This is a genomic window from Escherichia sp. MR, assembly GCF_005280595.1.
Classification (GTDB): Bacteria; Pseudomonadota; Gammaproteobacteria; order Enterobacterales; family Enterobacteriaceae; genus Escherichia; species Escherichia ruysiae.
Genome location: NZ_SZVK01000008.1, coordinates 34,466 through 56,584, shown reverse-complemented (window position 1 = coordinate 56,584; position 22,119 = coordinate 34,466). Strand labels below are relative to the sequence as shown.

The window sequence follows — 22,119 nt, the reverse complement described above, 5'->3', positions numbered from 1 at the left end:
TTACGGGGATAATAGCAAAAGGGCAGAGCCAGCGGCCCTGCCCTTATCAGTTATCAGGCCTCAGGTTCCTGATCCGGTGCTGGTGGCACCACTTCGCCTTCACGTGGCGCTTCAGGATTTGGCGCTGGCAGATTCATCAGCTTCGCCAGAATGCTCGCCAGTTTCAGGCGCATTTCCGGACGACGGACGATCATGTCGATCGCGCCTTTTTCGATCAGGAACTCACTGCGCTGGAATCCCGGCGGCAGTTTTTCGCGAACGGTCTGTTCAATCACACGCGGGCCGGCAAAGCCGATCAACGCTTTCGGTTCAGCAATATTGAGATCGCCAAGCATCGCGAAACTTGCAGAAACACCGCCCATGGTCGGATCGGTCAGCACGGAAATGTACGGCAGACCGCGCTCTTGCATTTTCGCCAGCGCCGCAGAGGTTTTGGCCATCTGCATCAGCGACATCAGCGCCTCTTGCATACGTGCGCCACCAGAGGCGGAAAAGCAGATCAGCGGGCAGTTGTCTTCCAGCGCCTGCTCAACGGCACGCACAAAACGAGCACCCACTACGGATCCCATTGAACCGCCCATAAAGGCAAATTCGAAGGCAGCAGCAACGACCGGCATTCCATACAGGGTGCCTTTCATTACGACCAGCGCGTCTTTTTCGCCGGTTTCTTTCTGTGCTGATGCCAGACGATCTTTATACTTTTTGGAGTCACGGAACTTCAGCACATCTTTCGGCTCAAGCTCGCTACCCAGCTCCACAAGGCTTCCTTCATCTAACAGGCTATGCAGGCGATTACGCGCCGTCATACGCATGTGATGGTCACACTTCGGACAGACCTCAAGATTACGTTCCAGCTCTGCACGGTATAAAACCTGACCGCAGCTATCACACTTAGTCCACACACCTTCAGGAATGCTTGCCTTGCGGGTGGGAGTAATGTTGCTTTTAATTCGTTCAATCCAGCTCATTAGGGACCTTTCTGTCTGAACCTGGTTCGATGCCAGTTTTATCTTTGGGGACGCATAATGCCATTTTTGCCCCCAACAGACCATCAATGTTGCACATTAAAACATAACAGCCCGAAACTTTGGATAAAAAAGTGGTCGAACCGCCGAGTTACTTTATTTTGCGGCGCGTGCCGCAGCGCGTTTGTGACGGATAATTTCGATGACGCCCGGCAATATGGAAACCACAATAATCCCGACGATCAGCAGCTTAAGGTTATCCTGAACCATTGGGATTGTACCGAAGAAATAGCCTGCGTAGGTAAAAAGCAGCACCCATAACAGCGCGCCGATCACATTGTAAGCGGCGAAATGACGGTACGACATGTGGCCCATCCCCGCAACGAACGGGGCGAACGTTCTGACGATTGGCACAAAACGGGCAAGAATAATGGTTTTGCCGCCGTGTTTCTCATAAAACTGATGCGTTTTGTCGAGATAGCTACGGCGGAAAATTTTCGAGTTCGGATTACTGAATAATTTCTCGCCGAACAATCGCCCGATGGTGTAGTTGACCGCATCACCAACAATCGCGGCAATTAACATCAGTACGACCATCATATGAACATTGAGATCGTTGGTTTCAAGCGAAGCCAGTGCCCCGGCAACAAACAGCAGCGAATCTCCCGGCAGAAACGGTGTCACCACCAGACCGGTTTCACAGAACAAAATCAAAAACAGGATGGCATAAACCCAGACGCCATACTCTGCGACCAGCTCCGCCAGATGCACATCAATGTGCAGGATAAAATCGATGAGGAAATAAATCAGGTCCATAATTGCCTATGCCTTTTGCTCTTACTCTTTCAGGCCGTAACTGCGCTGGCTACGGCCTGAAATGTTCAGAGCATTATTCTCGTTAGTCCGCCAGAAATAGCGGGCCCATTGGCGGCTTTGGAAGATCAAACCGGTCAGGGTAATCCACCGCAACCAGATATAGACCTTCCGCTTTCGCCGTTGCTGCCGCCAGCGTTCTGTCCTTTGCCGCCAACAGCTCTGCTATCCAGCTCTCTGGCTGGTTGTGGGCACCGACTTCCATCAGGCTGCCTACAATATTCCTCACCATATGGTGTACAAAGGCATTCGCTTTGATATCCACCACCACATAAGGACCGTGACGCGTGACGTTGATATGCATAACGTTGCGCCACGGCGTTCGGGACTGACATTGCACCGCGCGGAACGAGGTGAAATCATTCTCGCCCAGCAGGCATTGCGCAGCCCGATGCATCCGTTCGGCGTCCAGCGGTTCGTAAAAGTGGGTTACCCCTTTACTCAGCACTGCCGGGCGCAGGCGATGATTGTAGATGATGTAGCGATAACGGCGAGCCGTGGCGCTAAATCTGGCATGAAAATCATCGGGTACAGCTTTAACCCAACGCACGGCGATGTCACCAGGTAAATTCGCATTTACGCCCAACGTCCACGCAGCGTCTTTGCGCTGCGCGGTCGTTTCGAAATGCACAACCTGCCCGGTGCCGTGTACACCTGCGTCGGTACGCCCGGCGCAGAAGACGGTGATCGGTTCATTCGCCACCTGCGAGAGCGCCTTTTCCAGCTTCTCCTGCACGCTGCGAACTTCGTTCTGCCGTTGCCAGCCGTAATATCTGCTGCCGTCGTACTCAATGCCCAGCGCAATTTTATAAACTGGCGGTTGTTGCTGGTCGGACATTAGTACAGGTACTCCTGCACCAGTTTTTCAGCGATCTTCACTGCCATCAATGCGCCGCCAAAGCGAACGTTATCAGCCACCGACCAGAACTGAATTTGCTCCGGCATACCATAGTCATTACGCACGCAACCAACAGAAAGATGCGGCGACCCGGAAGCATCGCCCACCTGCGTTGGAAATTCATTCTCTTCAGAAAGCTCAATATCTTCGCTTTGAGCAAACGCATCACGCGCTTCTTCTGCCGCCAGCGGACGCAGTGCTTCAAAATTGACCATCTGGGCATGACCGTAAAATACCGGTGCCTGAACAACACTTGCCGAGATCATCAGTCCTTCGTCCTGCATGATTTTGCGCACTTCATCGACGATACGGCGTTCTTCGCGCACGCTACCTTCGCGATCCGGCAATAAGGGCAGCATGTTGAACGCCAGCTGACGCCCAAAGAAATCTTCTTCATCAATCGGAATACCGTTCAGCAGTTTCGCGCTCTGCCCCGCTAACGCATCGACCGCTTTTTTACCCTGGGCGGAGGCAGAAATCAGGCTGGTGACGCTGATACGAGACAAACCGCCTTGATCGATTAACGGTTTCAGTGCCGCCAGTAACTGGCTGGTCAGGCTGTCCGGTACGGCGATGACATTCCGGTTGCGGTAATCGGTCAGTACAAACGGGTTTACTTCCGGCACCACCAGCGGTACGTCGGGTTCGAGAGCAAACAATCCGCTGCTGTCGATCACCAGACAACCCGCGTTGGTCGCTTCTTCAACCCAGGCAGCGGTCGCTTCTTTGCCTGCGACAAAAAATGCCAGTTGCGCCTGCGTCCAGTCGAATTCAGCGGCATCCTGCACGGTGATTGTCTTACCACCAAAGCGCAGTTGTTCGCCTGCGCTTTCGTTACGTGCCAGTGCATAAATTTCCCCAACCGGGAACTGACGTTCAGCCAGCGTTTCAAGCAGGGCTTCGCCCACAGCGCCAGTTGCGCCCAGGACGGCAATGTTCCAGCCTTCAGACATGGTGGTTTACTCCAGAAATAGCAAAACTCCCTGCCGATATTACAGCAGAGAGCATGAAGAAGAGATTAACGTGCCGGATGATGAACGGCGTTAAAACCCAGTTTACACAGTAATGCCGCCGCGCTGGCGTCATCACAGATCACATACAGAGACGACCATTCACGGCGCTCAAGGTAGTTTTTGCGCAGTTTATCAAACTCACCCGGTATTCCGGCGACTTTACGCAGCGGTGCGTCATCGCGGCGCACATCATACACCAAATGCACCAGCCTTTTCAGCGTTGGCTGATCGAGCGAGCCATGCAGCGTAATGCGACCAAACTCTGGCGTTGGCAGCAATGTATCCAGCGCAACGTGTTGTTCATGACCAATAAACTTGCTATAGGCTTCAAACACTTGCGTAGTACCGCGCGCTTTTCCTTCCAGGGTATAACCGGCAATATGCGGCGTGCCGATATCCACTTTCTTCAACAGTTCCACGTTGAGTTCCGGTTCGCCTTCCCAGACATCCAGCACCACGCTTAATTTCTGACCTTCGTTCAGACAGGTCAGCAGGGCGGTATTATCGACGACTGCGCCACGGCAGGCGTTAATCAGGATCGCTCCAGGTTTAAGGCTACGGATCAGTTTTTCATCCGCCAGATGTAGCGTTTTGTACGGCCCATCTTTAAAGAGCGGTGTATGGAAAGTCAGAACATCGGCGTGCTGCACCAGCTCATCAAGAGAACGGAAATTCCCCTCATCCCCACGATCGGCGCGTGGCGGATCGCAAAGCAAGGTTTTAATCCCCAACGCCTCCAGCCGCGCCTGTAATCGACGACCGACATTACCGACGCCCACGATCCCCACGGTACGGTCATGCAGTGAAAATCCATCGCGTTCGGCAAGCATCAGCAATGACGAGAAAACGTATTCCACTACCGCAATCGCATTACAGCCAGGTGCCGCAGAAAAACCAATCCCCACCTGCTTCAACCATGCCTCATCAACATGGTCTGTCCCTGCCGTGGCAGTGCCAACAAATTTTATCGGTTTCCCCGTCAGCAGCGACGCGTTCACTTTTGTGACTGAACGCACCATCAGCGCATCTGCATCATCCAGTTCAGCGACTGGAATTGGACGCCCCGGAACCGCTTTCACCTCACCCAGACGGCTAAATAATTCGCGGGCATAAGGCATATTTTCATCAACAAGGATTTTCACGTTTGTGCTACCTGTATGAGAACGAGAGTTAACCGGATAAGTGTGCCATAATCTCGCGGCCAGGCATACTTGCGATGATTTCAGGTATAAGGATACATAATGATACAACCTCTTTCAGGCCTTCCTCCTGCGCAACCACCAGGGCAGGGGGATAACCTGTCGTCTGGCGCAGGCAATCAACCTTTATCCAGCTTGCAACGTACCGCGTTGGAAAGTTTGATGACCAAAATAACTTCGCTGACGCAACAGCAGAGAGCGGAATTGTGGGCCAATATAAAGCACGATATCGGTCTGCCGGGTGATTCACCTTTGCTTTCACGCCACTTCCCGGCCGCAGAACAAAACCTTGCGCAACGTCTGCTATCTGCGCAAAAAAGTTATTCTGTCCGCCAACTTCTGGCTCAATTGGGGGAATATTTACGTCTGGGGAATAATCGTCAGGCCGTCACGGATTATATCCGGCATAATTTTGGCCAGACACCTCTGAATCAACTCTCACCGGAGCAATTAAAAACCGTCCTGACTCTGCTACAAGAAGGGAAGATGGTTATCCCACAGCCGCAACAGCGCCAGGCGACCGAGCGACCTTTATTACCAGCAGAGCACAATACGCTCAAGCAACTGGTCACAAAACTCGCGGCAGCCACGGGGGAACCCAGTAAACAGATCTGGCAATCGATGCTGGAACTTTCAGGGGTGAAAGATGGCGAGTTGATTCCGGCGAAACAGTTTAACCATCTCGTCACCTGGTTACAGGCGCGTCAGGCGTTAAGTCAGCAACACACACCGACGCTGGAGTCGCTCCAGATGGCGCTAAAACAGCCACTGGATGCCAGCGAGCTGACGGTATTATCGACCTATGTTGAGCAAAAGTATGGCCTTTCTACGCATTCAGCCCTGACTTCTGCACAGGCCGAGGATATCCTTAACCAGCTCTATCAGCGGCGGGTGAAAGGCATTGAACCGCGTAATATTCAACCGCTGTTCAATCCCTTTACCCCATTCATTGACACGATACAAAAAATGTCAATGCGCCCCAGCTTGTGGATATTATTCGTCGTCATCGTTGTGATGTTGGTTTGGCTGGTGAGTTAACACCGGCGAAACGACAGTATCGTCACGATAATCCCCAGCACCGCCGATATCGCCCCAGCAAGAAATACCGAAGAGTAGCCAAACGAGGTCGCCAGCACTCCCGCCAGCGGCCCGGAAACGCCGAGGGCGATATCCTGAAACGCGGCATAGCCGCCGAGCGCAGTACCGCGAACCTGGGAAGGAACACGTTTAACCACCTCCACGCCCAGCGCAGGGAAAATAAGCGAACACCCGGCTCCGGTTAACGCCGCGCCCGCTAATGCGACCCACGCGGCCGGCGCCTGCCAGAGCAACAACAAGCCTATCGTTTCCACCAGCAGAGAGACAATCGCCACTTTCACGCCGCCAAAACGATCTGGCATCCAGCCAAACATCACGCGCATAACGACAAAGGCGCCGCCAAAGGCTGTGAGCGTAAAGCCCGCCATCGCCCATCCTTTGCTGGCAAAGTAGAGCGAAACAAAAGTCCCGATAACCGCAAAGCCAACCCCCTGAAGCGCCAGACCTAGTCCTGGTTTCCAGATAAGCCCGATAACGCTCCACAGCGATGGGCGTTCTCCCGTCATTGCCGGTACTTTGCGTACTGTGCCATTGCAGACCCACGCCAGTAACGGCAATGCCATTGTAGTAAGCGCCAGTGCGGCAAAACCATAATGGCTATGAATCAGTAAGCCAAGCGGTGCACCGACTGCCAGTGCGCCATAAATGGCCATTCCGTTCCAGGACATCACTTTACCGGAGTGTTTCGGTCCGACAATGCCTAATCCCCATGTCAAAGCCCCCGTCAGTAACTGACTTTCACCAAAACCAAGAATTAAACGCCCAACGACCAGCAGAGCAAATTTAATCGGTGCAGAGACGGGTAAAAGCGCCGCCAGCAGCAGCGCGCCGCCAGCCAGACCACAAGCTAACATCCCCTGAAGCGCCGAACGTTTTGCGCCATATTGATCGGCCAGCCGCCCGGCGTAGCCACGCGTCAGCACCGTAGCCAGAAACTGAATGCCGACGGCAATCCCGACCATGGTGTTGCCATAGCCCAGTTCATGATGAACAAACAGCGGGATAACCGGCAACGGTAACCCTACGGTCATGTAAGTTAGAAAAACCGCAAAGGCGATACGAAAGAGTGAAAAATTGGCAGAAGATCGTGTTTCTGTTTGGCTTACAGCAGTCATGCATTACTCCAGAATGCAGCGCAAGGCGAGGAATTTCCCCGTCTCATCTCTCTGGTTTCAGGGTTACGGTGCGTTGGCAGGATTTAACGCTTACGTCTTTTCAGAAGGAAATCGACAAAGCGGGAAGTTTGCCTGGAACAGGCGGCAATTGTCAATGATGTGAAAAAGGGAACCATCAGACTCCCTTTTGCGTTAGTGTCGGATGCGACGCTGACGCGTTTTATCCGACCGACTCTATCTATTAATCTTTCAGCTTACGCATTACCAGCGTGGCATTGGTGCCGCCGAAGCCGAAGCTGTTAGACATAACGGTAGTCAGTTCGCGATCGGTTGTTTCGGTCACGATGTTCAGACCCGCCGCCTGTTCGTCCAGCTCTTCAATGTTGATGCTCGGGGCGATAAAGCCGTGTTCCAGCATCAGCAGAGAGTAGATAGCTTCCTGCACACCCGCCGCGCCCAGTGAGTGACCGGTCATTGCTTTGGTTGCAGAAATCGCCGGGCTCTTATCGCCGAACACTTCACGGATAGCCGCCAGCTCTTTCACGTCGCCAACCGGAGTTGAAGTACCGTGAGAGTTCAGGTAGTCGATTGGGGTATCAACGCCGTGCATCGCCATCTTCATGCAGCGAACCGCACCTTCACCAGACGGAGCAACCATATCTGCGCCATCAGACGTTGCGCCGTAGCCAACGATTTCAGCGTAGATGTGGGCGCCACGTGCCAGAGCGTGTTCCAGCTCTTCCACCACGACCATACCACCGCCGCCAGCGATAACGAAACCATCACGATGAGCGTCATAAGTACGGGAGGCTTTTTCCGGGGTGTCGTTGTATTTGGTAGACAGCGCACCCATTGCGTCGAATTCACACGCCATTTCCCAACACAGCTCTTCGCCGCCGCCAGCAAACACGATATCTTGTTTGCCCAGTTGGATCTGCTCGACTGCGTTACCGATACAGTGTGCGGAAGTCGCACACGCGGAGCTGATGGAGTAGTTAACACCGTGAATTTTAAACGGTGTGGCGAGGCAGGCAGAAACGCCAGATGCCATCGCTTTGGTGACCACATACGGGCCAACCGCTTTCAGGCCGCGCGGGCCACGCATTGCGTCAGCGCCGAACACCTGGAAACGCGGGGAACCGCCGCCGGAACCTGCAATCAGGCCAACGCGCGGGTTATTCTGGTAAGCTTCCGGAGAGAGGCCAGCATCTGCAATTGCCTGCTCCATAGAAAGGAATGCATAGATGGATGCGTCGCTCATAAAGCGCACAACTTTGCGGTCAATGAGGCCAGTGGTATCCAGTTTTACGTTGCCCCAGACGTGGCTACGCATGCCGGAATCCTTCAGCTCCTGAGAGAAAGTGATCCCTGAACGTCCTTCACGCAGAGATGCCAGGACTTCCTGCTGGTTATTACCGATGCTGGAAACAATGCCCAGGCCAGTAATCACTGCACGTTTCATTCAATACCTCTGTAAGTCGCACATAGAGTAAGTTTCGAATGCACAATAGCGTACACTTGTACGCCGAACAAGTCCGATCAGACAATTTATAGAGAAATTTGCGCAGCCTGACACTCATCGCTAAGATCGAGCCACCGCCTGTAAGACGAGTAACTTACGTGAAACACTACGCAATACAACCTGCCAACCTCGAATTTAATGCTGAGGGTACACCTGTTTCCCGAGATTTTGACGATGTCTATTTTTCCAACGATAACGGACTGGAAGAGACGCGTTATGTCTTTCTGGGGGGTAACCAATTAGAGGCACGTTTTCCTGCTCATCCACATCCTCTGTTTGTGGTAGCCGAGAGCGGCTTCGGCACCGGATTAAACTTCCTGACGCTGTGGCAGGCATTTGATCAGTTTCGCCAGGCGCATCCGCAGGCACAATTGCAGCGATTGCATTTCATTAGTTTTGAGAAATTTCCCCTCACCCGTGCTGATTTAGCGTTAGCGCATCAACACTGGCCGGAACTGGCGCCGTGGGCGGAACAACTCCAGGCGCAGTGGCCTTTACCCTTACCCGGTTGCCATCGTTTATTGCTCGATGAAGGACGCGTAACGCTGGATTTATGGTTTGGCGACATTAACGAACTGACCAGCCAACTGGACGATTCGCTGAATCAAAAAGTGGATGCCTGGTTTCTGGACGGCTTTGCGCCCGCGAAAAACCCGGATATGTGGACGCAAAACCTGTTTAATGCCATGGCGCGTCTGGCGCGTCCTGGCGGCACGCTGGCGACCTTCACTTCTGCCGGATTTGTCCGTCGCGGTTTGCAGGAAGCCGGATTCACAATGCAAAAGCGTAAGGGCTTTGGGCGAAAACGGGAAATGCTTTGCGGCGTAATGGAACAGACATTACCACTCCCCTCCTCCACGCCGTGGTTTAACCGTACAGGCAGCAGCAAACGGGAAGCCGCAGTTATCGGCGGCGGTATCGCCAGCGCGTTATTGTCTCTGGCGCTGTTGCGTCGCGGCTGGCAGGTAACGCTTTATTGCGCGGATGATGCCCCTGCACTGGGTGCTTCCGGCAATCGCCAGGGGGCGCTGTATCCGTTATTAAGCAAACATGATGAGGCGCTGAACCGCTTTTTCTCTAATGCGTTTACTTTTGCTCGTCGGCTTTACGATTTATTGCCCGTTAAATTTGATCATGACTGGTGCGGCGTCACGCAGTTAGGCTGGGATGAGAAAAGCCAGCATAAAATCGCGCAGATGCTGTCGATGGATTTACCCGCAGATCTGGCTGTTGCAGTCGGGGCGAATGAGGTTGAAGGCGTTACAGGTGTAGTAACAAATTGCGGCGGTATTACATATCCGCAAGGTGGCTGGTTGTGCCCGGCAGAACTGACCCGTAATGTGCTGGAACTGGCGCAACAGCAAGGCTTACAGATTCGTTATCAACACCAGTTACAGGACTTATCCCATAAGGATGGCTGTTGGTTGCTGAATTTTGCAGGTGATAAGCAAGCGACGCATAGTGTGGTGGTACTGGCGAACGGGCATCAAATTAGCCGTTTCAGCCAAACATCGCCTCTGCCGGTGTATTCAGTTGCCGGTCAGGTTAGCCATATTCCGACAACACCGGAACTGGCGAAACTGAAGCAGGTGCTGTGTTATGACGGTTATCTCACGCCGCAAAATCCGGCAAATCAGCATCATTGTATTGGCGCCAGTTACCATCGCGGTAGTGAAGATACGACGTACAGTGAAGATGATCAGCAGCAGAATCGCCAGCGGTTGATTGATTGTTTCCCGCAGGCGAAATGGGCGACAGAAGTCGATGTCAGTGATAAAGAGGCGCGTTGCGGTGTACGTTGTGCCACCCGCGATCATCTGCCAATGGTGGGCAATGTTCCCGATTATGACGCAACGCTCGCGGAATATGCCTCGCTGGCGGAACAGAAAGATGAGGCGGTAAGCGCACCGGTTTATGACGATCTCTTTATGGTTGCTGCTTTGGGTTCTCGCGGTTTATGTTCTGCCCCGCTGTGTGCCGAGATTCTGGCGGCGCAGATGAGCGACGAACCGATTCCGATGGATGCCAGTACGCTGGCGGCGTTAAATCCGAATCGGTTATGGGTACGGAAATTGTTGAAAGGTAAAATGGTGAAGGCCGGGTAATCAGCTTTGGCATTGTTTGTCGGATGCGGCGTGAACGCCTTATCCGACCTACGGTAACATGTAGGCCTGATAAGACGCGGCAAGCGTCGCATCAGGCATGGTGCTCCAGACGCCAACAACTTACTGCTGTGACGCCTGCTGAAACAGGTTTTCCCACATATCGGTAACCAGCGCCTGGTCACGCGGCGACAATTCACCGGCGCCAATGGCTTTTTCCAGACTCTGGCTAACGGTTGTATGCACAGCCTGGGCGGAGTGGTCATCACCACTTTCCAGTTCTGCGATGGCTAACGTCAGGTGGCCACGCAAATATCCACTGGCAAACAACTCATCATCACTGGCATAGTCAACCATACCGTCGATTAATGCCAGAATGCGTGATTCAAACTCCGCGATCATCTTCTTTCCTCATTGTAAAACGTGGCGCTGGCTTCAGTTGAGCTCTTCCGGCCACGGGAACTGTTCCGCCGTAATTTCCGGCGTGTGATAATAATTTTGTAATGCGTTTATGAAGCGTGCCGGACGTTCGGGAATACCGTTTGCCAGATAATCCATCACCTGCGCATGTACGCGTCGCTGGAACACCACGCGATCCGGTTCGAAGTCGCCTTCCAGATTGTCGCAGCTAACATTAAACGGATATCCCGCCGCCACGCAGAACAACCAGTCCAGCGCCTGCGGCTTAACTTCAACATCTTCAAACTGGCTTTGCGTTTGGGCATCGCGTCCGTCCGGGCAATACCAGTAGCCGAAATCAACCAGTTCACGGCGCGCTTTCCCGGCAATACACCAGTGCGAAATCTCATGAATTGCGCTGGCATAAAAACCATGAGCAAAGACGATTCGGTTAAACGGTATTTCCGCATCAGCAGGAAGATAGATCGGTTCGTCGTCGCCTTTAATCAGACGGGTATTAAATTCATCGGCAAAGCAGCTATTAAAAATTTCAATCAACTGCTCATAGTGGTGTGTACTGTTCATTAGTTCATCCCCAACCAGTGGAGGATCTCCTGTCCGTGGCTATCATAAAGTAATTTGGCACTCATCACCGCCGATACAATAACGATCATCGGGCGGATCAGCTTTTGTCCTTTGCTCAACACCAGTCTTGAACCCATGCGCGCGCCGAGAAACTGCCCCACCAGCATCACGAATCCTGTCGCCCAAATCACTTTGCCGCCGAGAATAAACAGCAGCAAACCGCCTATGTTTGACGTTGCGTTAAGTAATTTAGCGTGAGCCGTGGCTTTGGCGAGGTTGAATCCGCACAGCGTAACGAAGGCCAGCGCGTAAAACGATCCGGCAGCCGGGCCAAAGAATCCGTCATAAAAACCGACGCAGCCACCGGCAATTAACGCGAAGGGTAAACCGTACATCCGGCGCTGGCGATCTTCTTCACCCAGCTTTGGCATCAGCAAGAAATAGAGGCCGATACAAATTACCAGAATGGGCAAAATCTGCCGTAAGACATCAGCCTGAACGTATTGCACCAGCAGTGCGCCGCTCATTGAGCCGACAAAGGTCATGGCGATATTGAGTTTCTGATCGCTTAAACTAACCACTTTGCGGCGAATAAAGTAGATAGTGGCGGAAATAGAGCCGCCGCAGGCTTGCAGTTTATTGGTTGCCAGCGCGTTAGCGGGAGACATCCCCGCCGCCATTAACGCCGGAATGGTAAGTAACCCACCGCCACCGGCAATCGAGTCAATAAATCCCGCCAGCATGGCGACAAAAAAGAGAACGCCCAGCAATAGCGGGGAGACCATAAACAGGCTATTAAACGTTTCCATTAGATCACGTGCTCATCCAGTAGCGCCTGGCAGGAAGGCGGCAACGGAGGCGGTGTCTTCTTCTCAGGCTTGGTTGTTCCTGGTTTCGGTGGTTCAAACCAGCTTTGCAGTTCTGCCCCGCAGCCATCGCCCGGCGGCGGTAAAGGTTGATCTTCACACTCCAGACTATCGGCAGGACAACGTAATCGTACATGCATATGCGCGCGATGCTGGAACCAGGGTCGCACTTTGCGCAACCAGTCGCGATCGGTGCCCGCATCAAGGCAAAGTTGTTGTTTAATCGCCGGATTAACAAAAATGCGCGTGACGTCTTTGTCCTGGGCGGCGAGTTTGATCAAGCTGAAAATTTCTGGCTTCCACAGCGTCGGAACAACGTGTTTACCGTCGCGGGAAACTAAGTCTAGTGCTTGCGGACGCAAGAGCTGCGCGGAAGTCCAGCGTATTTTTGGCAGTTGCAGGAAGATATCAACATCCAGTCCGGTCTGGTGGCTGGCGTGACCGCCGTTGAAACGCCCACCAGCGGGCATCCCCATATCGCCAATCAGCACCGTACCCATGCCCAGATTGTTCACCTGGCTACTCAGACGCTGAATAAACATCACCAGATCCGGGTGTCCGAAATAGCGACGCTGGTCGGTACGCATCACCTGATAATGTTCGGAGTGTATCGGCAGCGTGTCAGCACCGACGATACAGCCATTGGAAAAACTGCCTATCGATTGTGCGCTACCCGGCACAGGTTGGGTTATTTTTTGCCACGGCGTCGCTGCCAGGCTGGCGCTACTGGCAAGCAGAGCCAGCAGCGCAATCGCGGTTTTGTTCATTTTTTACCAGCGTGGAATATCAGTCTTCACATCGGCATTTTGCGCCCGCTGCCGTAGCAGGTGATCCATTAAAACGATCGCCAGCATCGCTTCAGCGATCGGCACCGCGCGGATCCCGACACAGGGATCGTGACGGCCTTTGGTGATCATCTCAACTTCTTCGCCAAAGCGGTTAATGGTACGCCCCGGCACAGTAATGCTGGAGGTCGGTTTCAGCGCCATATGGGCAATGATTTGCTGCCCGCTGCTGATACCGCCGAGAATGCCGCCCGCATGGTTGCTCTGGAAACCGTCTTTGGTGATTTCGTCGCGGTTCTGGCTGCCGCGCAGCGCCACCACGTCAAAACCATCGCCAATTTCCACGCCTTTCACCGCGTTGATGCTCATCAGCGCGTGGGCGATGTCGGCATCCAGGCGGTCAAAGACCGGCTCGCCAAGTCCGGCAGGAACGCCACTGGCAACAACGGTGACTTTCGCACCGATGGAGTCGCCCTCTTTTTTCAGCGCACGCATCAGTTCATCTAAGGCTTCGATTTTGTCCGGATCCGGGCAGAAGAACGGATTTTGCTCAACCTGCGACCAGTCTTTGATTTCCAGCGGAATATCGCCCATCTGGGTCAGGCAGCCGCGAATTTCAATGCCAAATTTCTCAGCGAGATATTTTTTGGCAATCACCCCTGCCGCAACGCGCATGGCGGTTTCACGAGCGGAAGAACGACCGCCGCCGCGATAATCGCGCAAGCCGTATTTTTGTTCGTAGGTGTAATCGGCATGGCCTGGGCGGAAAACGTCCTTAATCGCGCTGTAATCCTGAGAACGCTGATCGGTGTTTTCGATCAACAAGCCAATGCTGGTGCCGGTGGTGACGCCTTCAAAAACGCCGGAGAGAATTTTGACCTGATCCGGCTCGCGGCGCTGGGTGGTATAGCGCGATGTCCCTGGGCGACGACGGTCGAGATCGTGTTGCAGATCCGCTTCCGTGAGCGGGATGCCTGGCGGCACACCATCGACGATACAGCCGAGCGCCAGCCCGTGCGATTCGCCGAAGGTGGTTACGCGAAAGAGTTGTCCTATTGTGTTTCCAGCCATCACGGCTCCGTTATTGTTGTGTTTGCGTGTTTACTTAATCTTTATAAATTCCAAAATGTTCCCGCGCCGCAACAAGCTGCGCTTTGGTGAGCATAAACACACCGTCGCCGCCGTTATCAAACTCCAGCCAGGTGAACGGAACATCCGGATATTGTTCCATAAGATGTACCATGCTGTTGCCCACTTCACAAATCAGCACGCCATCATCAGCAAGGTAATCTGCCGCGTTACCGAGAATGCGGCGCGTCAGTTTCAGGCCGTCAGTGCCAGATGCCAGGCCCAGTTCCGGCTCGTGACGATATTCGTTTGGCAGGTCGGACATATCTTCCGCATCGACATACGGCGGGTTGGTGACGATCAGGTCGTACTGCACTTTCGGCAAGTCACGGAACAGATCGGATCGAATCGGAATGACGTTATGGATCAAACCATGTTCTTCGATGTTCTGTTCGGCAACCGCCAGCGCGTCGGGAGAGATATCCACCGCATCAACTTCCGCTTCCGGGAAGGCATAAGCGCAGGCAATGGCAATGCATCCGCTGCCAGTGCACATATCCAGAATATGCTGCGGTTGTTTGCTGATAAGCCCGGCAAATTTATTGTTGATCAGTTCACCAATCGGCGAACGAGGCACCAGTACGCGTTCATCGACGTAAAATTCGTGACCGCAGAACCAGGCTTTGTTGGTCAGATAGGCCACCGGAATACGTTCGTTGACGCGGCGGATCACGCGCTCAACAATACGATGTTTTTCGCTGGAGGTCAGGCGGGCGTTACGCATATCTTCCGGAATATCCAGCGGCAGATAGAGCGATGGCAATACCAGTTGCACTGCTTCGTCCCACGGGTTGTCTGTGCCGTGACCGTACCAGATATTTGCCGCGCTGAAGCGGCTAACCGACCAGCGCAACATGTCCTGAATGGTTTGCAGCTCATTTACTGCTTCATCGACGAAAATTTTATCCACGTATTCCTCCAGGGCATGGTCGCATTAATTTCGGCGGCTAGTTTGCCATGAAGATGACGATAAATCAGCATTCACGCGGCGATGACGCAGGAAAATTATGTTTTGACCGATCGATTGTGCTGCGAGTCGGGTAAACTGTAGGAAAATTAAAACAGAGATACATAAATGAAAAAGAAAACAACACTCAGCGAGGAGGATCAGGCACTGTTTCGCCAGTTGATGGCGGGTACTCGCAAAATTAAGCAGGACACGATTGTCCATCGTCCACAACGAAAGAAAGTCAGCGAAGTGCCGGTCAAGCGGTTGATTCAGGAGCAGGCTGATGCCAGCCATTATTTCTCTGATGAGTTTCAGCCGTTATTAAATACCGAAGGTCCGGTGAAATATGTTCGCCCGGATGTGAGTCATTTTGAGGCGAAGAAACTGCGCCGTGGCGATTATTCGCCGGAGCTGTTTTTGGATCTGCATGGTCTGACGCAACTTCAGGCCAAACAAGAGTTAGGCGCGTTGATTGCCGCCTGCCGCCGTGAGCATGTGTTTTGCGCCTGTGTGATGCATGGTCACGGGAAGCATATTTTGAAGCAGCAAACGCCGCTGTGGCTGGCGCAACATCCGCATGTCATGGCGTTTCACCAGGCACCGAAAGAGTATGGTGGCGACGCGGCGTTGCTGGTGTTGATTGAAGTGGAAGAGTGGCTGCCGCCAGAATTGCCCTGAATGACAACAACCGGATATAGAATTTGCAGGTCGGATAAGATGCGTCAGCATCGCATCCGACAAAAAGTGCCGGATGCGGCGTAAACGCCATATCCTGCCTGGGCGCTACAGCATATTCAATACATACTGGAATCGGCAGGTGGAGTCTATGGGCTGCCTGCTACTGGTATCCACACGCACTAACATATCGTGCAGTTGTCGATCGGTAATAGGGTGTTGCGTTGGCGCTACCGTCACTTTAGCGTCATCACATCCTTCAGCAGTAAAGGTAATCAACTGATTTACAAAGCGACAATACGCGCCGCGTTCATCCATTTTACTGCCATCGCAGAGCTGACCATCTTTCATCAGGTAGGTCGATAAGTTTTGTTCAATCACTGACCCTGTTGATTTCAGATTCAAAACCTTACTGTGTTCAACGCGGCTGTCACTCCAGGAGATATCATAATTTGTTAATGGCTCACCTGGGCAGGTTGTTGTATAGGTCGTCGGCCCCCTATAGTATTCGAACTTCGATTGATAATTAATGAATACCTTTACAGTACTATTCGCCGTCATCCCCACCATCCACGGGCACGTCTCCGCCGAACCATTGACCTCAATCGTCAGTAATATTTTTAAGCATTCCCAGTCGAAATCTGGGTCAATCTCTTTAACGCCCGGACAATAAGAATCTGCTACGACACCATCACCACTTGACATTACCGTTATTTTTGGTGCAGGAATGTTTCCTGGCCCCGTCCATGATTTATTCGGAAGATCCCCATAATGGACGCCATATGATCGATCCTGATAATACTCCCCATGATAAACCCCAGTGGTGGTGAGTAAATCAAGGTAAAAACGAAGCGTTGCAGTGGCACCAAGCGTACCATAATAGACTGGCACATTATTATAGACTGCCCCCAGTTTCGCCTGAACGCCCTGGCTAAAACACAGCACCAGCATGGCGCAAAACAGTAATCGTATTTTTTTCATCTTATATATACTCAAAAGTTGCCGTCAGGCTGGCGGTAAAATCACCGAGCGTGACATCGCGACCGCTTTTCGCCTGCAGCCAGGCCCTGAAATGAATATCATTGCTGCCATCGCTGAGCGTAAATTTCGCCCCGGTCGGGTTGTTAATCGCCACCCGCACACCATCGGTCGTTTCCATTCCAATCCCGACGCCCTGAGCGGTTGAGGTGGTATCCAGCGCGAGGAAACCCGGCTGCTCACTGTCTTCCGTACCGGTAAGGGTCACCTGCACCTGGTAACTCGCTGGCCCTTTACAATCTTTCAGCTTAAACACCACCGGAACGCGCGGGGATTCCCCGGCGACCATAAGATCCTGACGGCTGATGGCAGGAAAATGCACTTCTGCCAGATTTCCGCCATCAACCACCAGCGTGCAGGAACGGCTTAATAAGTTGCCTGAAAAATGCAGGTTGTTATCCACGGCCAGGGCACAAGTGCCACCGGTCAACAGCAGCCCCGCTAACAGCGCGTAGCCGAACGAATAAATGCGTCCTGTCTTCATTGATAATCCACCCGCAATGTTGCATAGGCCGAAAACGTGGTATCACTCAACACCGCATCAGCCGACTTCACTGGCACAGCCTCCAGCTTCGGCTTTTGCGTAAAATCGGTGGCGTTAATGGCAAGCGGCGTATTCAGCTTAAAACGCTGACCATCGTGCTGAAGCTCAATACCAAAGCCAGGGACATCTGTTTCGATAGCCGCGTCATTGTACGAGGTCTGCGTCCCCGTCCAGGTAAGTGTCATAATCCAGTCGGGATCGCGTACTGCGGAGTCACAGCTCAGGTCATAGTTCACTTCCCTGCGACCATAATCCCCGTTGATGCTGTCGATGATAAGATCGCGAAATTCCACTTCAATGGTCTTTCCCTCGCTAATGGTACAGGCTGGAGGTGACACCAGCGTACCGTGGAAGGTGATGTCTTCATTTGCTGCCAGAGCCATGCCACCATACGCGCAGAGTATAAAGAACGTGATTTTTTTCATTGGTAATCCACCACCATCGTCATACTGGCGTTAAATTCCGCTGGCGTAAGCTGCACTCCGCTCTGTTTTACCGGCACAGCTTTGAGACTGGGCAACTGGTTAACATTGAAATCAGACCAGTTACCTTCTCCGACTTTAAACAGGGTGTTATCGGCGCCGTTTTCAATGCGGATACCCAAACCTGAAATTTGCGTCGCAATGACCGTTTCCCCGTTAATCACGGTGGTGGTGCCTTTAAGCTGCATCCGCAGATCATCAACACCTGACGCCTTGTTAGCACAATTCAGGGTATAAAGCGCACCCGTCGTGCGGTAATTTGTGCCATTGATTTTGTTAATGTACACATCGCCAAACTCAACATTGCTCCCCTTCACGGAACAGGGCGGTGGCTCATCCACCAGAACGCGCAACGTTAATAACACCGGTTTACTTTCTCCCGCGACGGACATGTTGCCCGTCAGCCAGCCGCTCAGGAGAAAAATGCCCGTTCCCACCAGAAACGTGTATTTCATAAGACTCTCCCGGCATCAGCCTTTGCGGCTCTGCTCTGCATCCACCTGGCAACTATTGCCGTTGCATTTAAAGATCAGCGACAATCGTGCGCCGTAGTCGTTGACATACGTCAGCACCGGCACACTGTCCATCTTCACATTCAGCGGTGCGGATGTTTTCGGCGGCATCACCAACGGCGTAAATCCGGCTGCCGGATTACCATTTTTCTGGGTACTGGCGTTGCTGAGGATCACGTAATACGGCGTCGGGTTATTAACGGTGAAGGCCTGCCCATTGCGGGTTAAAGTCACCTTGTGCTGCCACGGATCTCTCATGTTGATTTCTGCCAGCGCCTTCGGTCGCCAGAACAGTTTGATACGCGTTTGCAGCGCAATTTGCAGGGTGTTCGGTTTGTTCGATTTTGGCGGAATTTCACGCACATTAAAGTAGAACATGCTCTCACGATCGGCAGGTAACTTGCTGATATCCGGCATTCCCTGGACTTTTACCTGACCATTCATCATCGCATCAATGCGCTGTACCGGCGGCAGAACCGTCAATGGCGAGCTGATTTTGTTGCCCTTTTCGTCTTCTATCCAGCTTTGCGCCAGATATGGCAGCTTAGGATCGTTATTGCGCAACGTGACGCTGATGGATTTGTCACTTTCGTTGAAGATCAAGCGGGTGCGGTCGGGCGTTACCGATGCGTGGGTTGTAAAACTGGCGGCGGTCACCAGCAGCGCCAGCGCCGGGGCAACCATTTTTGCGGTATTAGTCTGTGTATACATGGATCATTCCTTAATCACGTTATTGGTTAGCGGAGATAGCGACTGGCGGTGTACCCGGAGTGAGCTGCTGCGTCTGTTCCTGAATCACCGGTTTGATTTCCAGCGGAGTGGCAGGCGCCACCGCGCCTTTTTGCTTACACGGCAGTAACAGGCCGTTGAACAGGTCGGCAGGCAGCGGGTCTGGCAGGGAGATCTCACAGTGGGAAGCCCCATTCCATGAGACACTCATACGTTCGCCAGCTTTTACCCCGGCCAGATAGACGTTGCCGTCATCGTCAACCAGACCGACCTGCTGGTCGTGTTCGTTTTTCACTTCTGCACCAAATGGCGGATAACTACCATCACTCATGCGCAGGACAGCCATCGCCTTTTGCCCACTGATGACCGCAAATTTACGGTAGCCAATGGCTCCTTCGGTGAGCGTCGCCTGAACCACTGACTGCGTGGCTTCGGCATTCTCTGGCAGTTTAGTCAGGTCAATAGTGGCCTGGTTACGGTAGTAGTTATTGACGTCCGCAACGACAGCTTTACCGAACATGTTGGTGTACACCGCTGAACCGTTACCTTCGACCGGTACGTCAGCCACGCCGTCAGCGTCGATAAGCAGGCGCGTACCGCCCATGTTTTGAGTACGATGCAACGCGCCACCGTGCGCCGTTAACGTGGCTCCGCCCTGCAAAGACAACCCGGCAGAAGTGTACTGCCCTTCATGGTAGTTGGCGCTCAGATCCACATGCGCCATTGAACCGTCACGGCTGTAATAGCCATCGACACTGGAGTGATTTTCACTGCTGCCAACGTTTATCTGATAGTGGCTGGCGTCATCAATACGGTTGAAGTATCCCACCTGACTACTGTCTGAACCGCTGCCGTAGTTGCCGTTGTAACTCACGGTGCTGTTATCACCCCACGGCATACTTAAGGAGATATAGACGCCTTTGTCGGCGCTGTTGTCATACTCGTAGCGATAACCCGTCAGGGAGATACTCATGTTACGAATGCCGCCCATGTTGAAATAATGGGAGAGCATGACGTTGTAGTTGGTCTGCTCCTCGCGATCCCAGTAGGTATGGCGCGTATAGTTCAGATAAACAGAAACGCCGGCATCCCTGAAGTTCTGGTTATAGGTGGCGGTGTACATCTCTTTATCATTGCCGGCGCGGACCATTTCGCTGTCATTCGCGTCCAGATACTCGCTCATGGTCATATAGTTTTCTTCAGAGAAGCGGTATCCGGCGAAGGTGACGCGGCTGTTTAGATCATCAAAGTCTTTGGAGTAACTGACGCGGAAAGAGTTACCGTCGAGTGTGCCCTTGCCGTAAGCGGTTGAATCGTCAAGCCGGGTATGTGAATGGGTAATATCAAACGCCATCGCGCCGAAAATGGAGAGATCGCGCCCGATGCCAAGCGCGGCAGACTGGTAGTTTTCATCGCCCAGCGCCCCGCCGTACAGCGACCAGCCGTTGGCTATCCCCCAGGACGCTTCACCACCGGAGAAGAATCCGCCCTGTACATGGTGTCCCCACTCCTGCGGGCGCCCCATCATCACTTTATAGCGTACCTGGCCCGGGCGCGTCAGGAACGGCATGGAAGCGGTGCTGATGTCATACTCCTGCACCTGGCCGTTCAGCTCTTCAATGCGCACATGCAGCGTACCAGAGTTAAATTCACCGAGATCCTGAATACGGAATGGCCCGGCAGGCACCTGGGTTTCATAAATTATGCGCCCTGCCTGGCTGACGGTGACTTTCGCCGCCGTATGCGCCACGCCGGAAATATCCGGAGCATAGCCGCGCAGGTTCGGCGGCAACATTTGATCGTCGGTGCTGATGCTACCGCCGATGTAGTTAAAACCATCAAAAATATCAGAATCGAGGTAGTCTTCGCCTAGTGCCAGTTTGGCTTTCAGGTTCGGTAACGCACGCCAGGCGTAGTAACGGCTCCAGTCCCAGTTTCTCTCGGTGCTGTTATCCGTCTCTTCATCGTTACTGCGGGTATGCTGATAATCACTCTGCCAGTCGGCGCGCAGGCGCCACGCCCCGAGGTTAACGCCAACCGTACCATTACCGCTGATGTCGTTGCTGTCATCGCCGCCATTTTCTTCGTGTCGGGTTTGGGCATTGATGCTGTAATCGGCAATTAAACCGGGGATACCATCATCCCAGCGCGAAGGCGGATCCCAGTCTACATCGCTGTACTCAAGATAAGCCTGCGGTAAAGTGATGAGCAGTGCGGACTGGCTTAAATCAGCACGTATTTCCAGACCATCAAGCTGGCCTGGTTTGAGGCATTTACCGTCGTGATCCCATTGCAATTTTTGTGCAATATCTTCTTTAAAACCAAGCTGCGCCACCAGCTCTGACGACAGGCAAGCGTAAGTTTTATTTTTATCGTTTTCTGACGCATACCAGTAAATATCATATTCATCAGGTAACGGCTGTTTATTTACCTGAATCTGTAAATTATATTTACCCGGTTCAACATAACCCTGGCTGGAAAAACGCTTCAGATCAATTTTCGTGTCGCCTTTTAATTCCAGAAAACGGGAATCAAACTGAATATCTTCGTCGGCCCAGGCATTGATATGGCATCCAGATATTGCCATGGCAACGCACCAGGGAAGCGCCCGTAAGCGGAAAAGGGAATGGTCAGGCATACAC

Annotated in this window: 22 protein-coding genes; 3 read left to right on the top strand and 19 right to left on the bottom strand. The window is 52.9% G+C overall.

Translation table 11 applies throughout. The features are described 5' to 3' along the window. Positions 1 to 53: 53 nt before the first annotated feature. From accD to pdxB, 5 genes are all read right to left on the bottom strand, one after another. Entirely contained in the window at positions 54 to 968 is a 915-nt protein-coding gene (gene accD, locus FC814_RS05510) for an acetyl-CoA carboxylase, carboxyltransferase subunit beta (protein ID WP_000118402.1), read from the bottom strand. A gap of 153 nt (positions 969 to 1,121) precedes the next feature. Further along, positions 1,122 to 1,781, bottom strand: a complete 660-nt coding sequence (locus tag FC814_RS05505; RefSeq protein WP_000364335.1) for a DedA family protein — start codon at positions 1,779 to 1,781, stop codon at positions 1,122 to 1,124. An 82-nt stretch (positions 1,782 to 1,863) separates the two neighbouring features. Then, positions 1,864 to 2,676: a tRNA pseudouridine(38-40) synthase TruA gene (gene truA / locus FC814_RS05500; RefSeq protein ID WP_001283597.1), complete on the bottom strand. Its 813-nt coding sequence runs from the start codon at positions 2,674 to 2,676 to the stop codon at positions 1,864 to 1,866. Continuing rightward, positions 2,676 to 3,689 carry an aspartate-semialdehyde dehydrogenase gene (locus tag FC814_RS05495; protein ID WP_001289156.1) on the bottom strand — a complete coding sequence of 338 codons (1,014 nt, stop codon included), beginning with the start codon at positions 3,687 to 3,689 and terminating at the stop codon, positions 2,676 to 2,678. Before FC814_RS05495 ends, truA begins: the two co-directional genes overlap by 1 nt. A gap of 65 nt (positions 3,690 to 3,754) precedes the next feature. Then, on the bottom strand, positions 3,755 to 4,891 hold the full coding sequence (gene pdxB / locus FC814_RS05490; protein ID WP_085460976.1) for a 4-phosphoerythronate dehydrogenase PdxB: 1,137 nt from the start codon (positions 4,889 to 4,891) through the stop codon (positions 3,755 to 3,757). 99 nt (positions 4,892 to 4,990) lie between these two features. On the opposite strand from pdxB, the gene flk reads away from it, so the two are divergent. Then, positions 4,991 to 5,986, top strand: a complete 996-nt coding sequence (flk, locus tag FC814_RS05485; protein WP_000615849.1) for a flagella biosynthesis regulator Flk — start codon at positions 4,991 to 4,993, stop codon at positions 5,984 to 5,986. On the opposite strand, the gene FC814_RS05480 is transcribed toward flk, so the two are convergent. Continuing rightward, on the bottom strand, positions 5,983 to 7,161 hold the full coding sequence (locus tag FC814_RS05480) for an MFS transporter (protein WP_000127793.1): 1,179 nt from the start codon (positions 7,159 to 7,161) through the stop codon (positions 5,983 to 5,985). The genes flk and FC814_RS05480 overlap by 4 nt on opposite strands. Before the next feature lie 241 nt (positions 7,162 to 7,402). Next, the gene (gene fabB, locus FC814_RS05475; RefSeq protein ID WP_000817178.1) at positions 7,403 to 8,623 is read right to left on the bottom strand and encodes a beta-ketoacyl-ACP synthase I; all 1,221 of its coding nucleotides are present in this window, start codon (positions 8,621 to 8,623) and stop codon (positions 7,403 to 7,405) included. Between the two features lie 158 nt (positions 8,624 to 8,781). Here fabB and mnmC point away from each other — a divergent pair, with 158 nt between their 5' ends. Beyond that, positions 8,782 to 10,788, top strand: coding sequence for a bifunctional tRNA (5-methylaminomethyl-2-thiouridine)(34)-methyltransferase MnmD/FAD-dependent 5-carboxymethylaminomethyl-2-thiouridine(34) oxidoreductase MnmC (gene mnmC, locus FC814_RS05470; RefSeq protein WP_137325622.1), 2,007 nt, complete (start codon positions 8,782 to 8,784; stop codon positions 10,786 to 10,788). Between the two features lie 120 nt (positions 10,789 to 10,908). On the opposite strand, the gene FC814_RS05465 is transcribed toward mnmC, so the two are convergent. Genes FC814_RS05465 through prmB form a run of 6 tightly spaced genes read right to left on the bottom strand, consistent with a single transcriptional unit; the run spans position 10,909 to position 15,458 of the window. After that, positions 10,909 to 11,187 (bottom strand): YfcL family protein, encoded by a 279-nt coding sequence (locus tag FC814_RS05465; RefSeq protein ID WP_085460979.1) that lies wholly within the window; start codon positions 11,185 to 11,187, stop codon positions 10,909 to 10,911. A gap of 33 nt (positions 11,188 to 11,220) precedes the next feature. Continuing rightward, positions 11,221 to 11,769, bottom strand: a complete 549-nt coding sequence (gene epmC / locus FC814_RS05460; RefSeq protein WP_001089228.1) for an elongation factor P hydroxylase — start codon at positions 11,767 to 11,769, stop codon at positions 11,221 to 11,223. Then, positions 11,769 to 12,578 (bottom strand): sulfite exporter TauE/SafE family protein, encoded by an 810-nt coding sequence (locus tag FC814_RS05455; protein WP_000447361.1) that lies wholly within the window; start codon positions 12,576 to 12,578, stop codon positions 11,769 to 11,771. The genes epmC and FC814_RS05455 overlap by 1 nt, the downstream gene beginning before the upstream one ends. Continuing rightward, positions 12,578 to 13,402 carry a penicillin-insensitive murein endopeptidase gene (gene mepA / locus FC814_RS05450; protein WP_137325621.1) on the bottom strand — a complete coding sequence of 275 codons (825 nt, stop codon included), beginning with the start codon at positions 13,400 to 13,402 and terminating at the stop codon, positions 12,578 to 12,580. The genes FC814_RS05455 and mepA overlap by 1 nt, the downstream gene beginning before the upstream one ends. 3 nt (positions 13,403 to 13,405) lie before the next feature. Then, a complete protein-coding gene (gene aroC / locus FC814_RS05445) occupies positions 13,406 to 14,491 on the bottom strand; it encodes a chorismate synthase (protein WP_137325620.1) in 1,086 nt (361 codons plus the stop codon). 34 nt (positions 14,492 to 14,525) lie between these two features. After that, positions 14,526 to 15,458, bottom strand: a complete 933-nt coding sequence (prmB, locus tag FC814_RS05440) for a 50S ribosomal protein L3 N(5)-glutamine methyltransferase (protein WP_010346713.1) — start codon at positions 15,456 to 15,458, stop codon at positions 14,526 to 14,528. A gap of 165 nt (positions 15,459 to 15,623) precedes the next feature. Between prmB and smrB the strand changes: the two genes are divergently transcribed. Further along, positions 15,624 to 16,175, top strand: coding sequence for an endonuclease SmrB (smrB, locus tag FC814_RS05435; RefSeq protein WP_000730816.1), 552 nt, complete (start codon positions 15,624 to 15,626; stop codon positions 16,173 to 16,175). Positions 16,176 to 16,280: 105 nt separating this feature from the next. Here smrB and FC814_RS05430 read toward each other — a convergent pair whose 3' ends face one another. The 6 genes from FC814_RS05430 to FC814_RS05405 are packed head-to-tail and all read right to left on the bottom strand — an operon-like array spanning position 16,281 to position 22,115. Beyond that, positions 16,281 to 17,153, bottom strand: coding sequence for a StfH/YfcO family fimbrial adhesin (locus tag FC814_RS05430; protein ID WP_000723849.1), 873 nt, complete (start codon positions 17,151 to 17,153; stop codon positions 16,281 to 16,283). A 1-nt stretch (position 17,154) separates the two neighbouring features. Further along, complete coding sequence (locus tag FC814_RS05425; protein ID WP_000847939.1) at positions 17,155 to 17,694, bottom strand: fimbrial protein; 540 nt, start codon at positions 17,692 to 17,694, stop codon at positions 17,155 to 17,157. Beyond that, positions 17,691 to 18,179, bottom strand: coding sequence for a fimbrial protein (locus FC814_RS05420; protein ID WP_000724357.1), 489 nt, complete (start codon positions 18,177 to 18,179; stop codon positions 17,691 to 17,693). Before FC814_RS05420 ends, FC814_RS05425 begins: the two co-directional genes overlap by 4 nt. Then, positions 18,176 to 18,691 carry a fimbrial protein gene (locus FC814_RS05415; protein ID WP_000877921.1) on the bottom strand — a complete coding sequence of 172 codons (516 nt, stop codon included), beginning with the start codon at positions 18,689 to 18,691 and terminating at the stop codon, positions 18,176 to 18,178. Before FC814_RS05415 ends, FC814_RS05420 begins: the two co-directional genes overlap by 4 nt. 15 nt (positions 18,692 to 18,706) lie before the next feature. Further along, positions 18,707 to 19,459 (bottom strand): fimbria/pilus periplasmic chaperone, encoded by a 753-nt coding sequence (locus tag FC814_RS05410; RefSeq protein ID WP_000288641.1) that lies wholly within the window; start codon positions 19,457 to 19,459, stop codon positions 18,707 to 18,709. Between the two features lie 19 nt (positions 19,460 to 19,478). Next, positions 19,479 to 22,115 carry a fimbrial biogenesis outer membrane usher protein gene (locus FC814_RS05405; RefSeq protein WP_137325619.1) on the bottom strand — a complete coding sequence of 879 codons (2,637 nt, stop codon included), beginning with the start codon at positions 22,113 to 22,115 and terminating at the stop codon, positions 19,479 to 19,481. Positions 22,116 to 22,119: the final 4 nt, after the last annotated feature.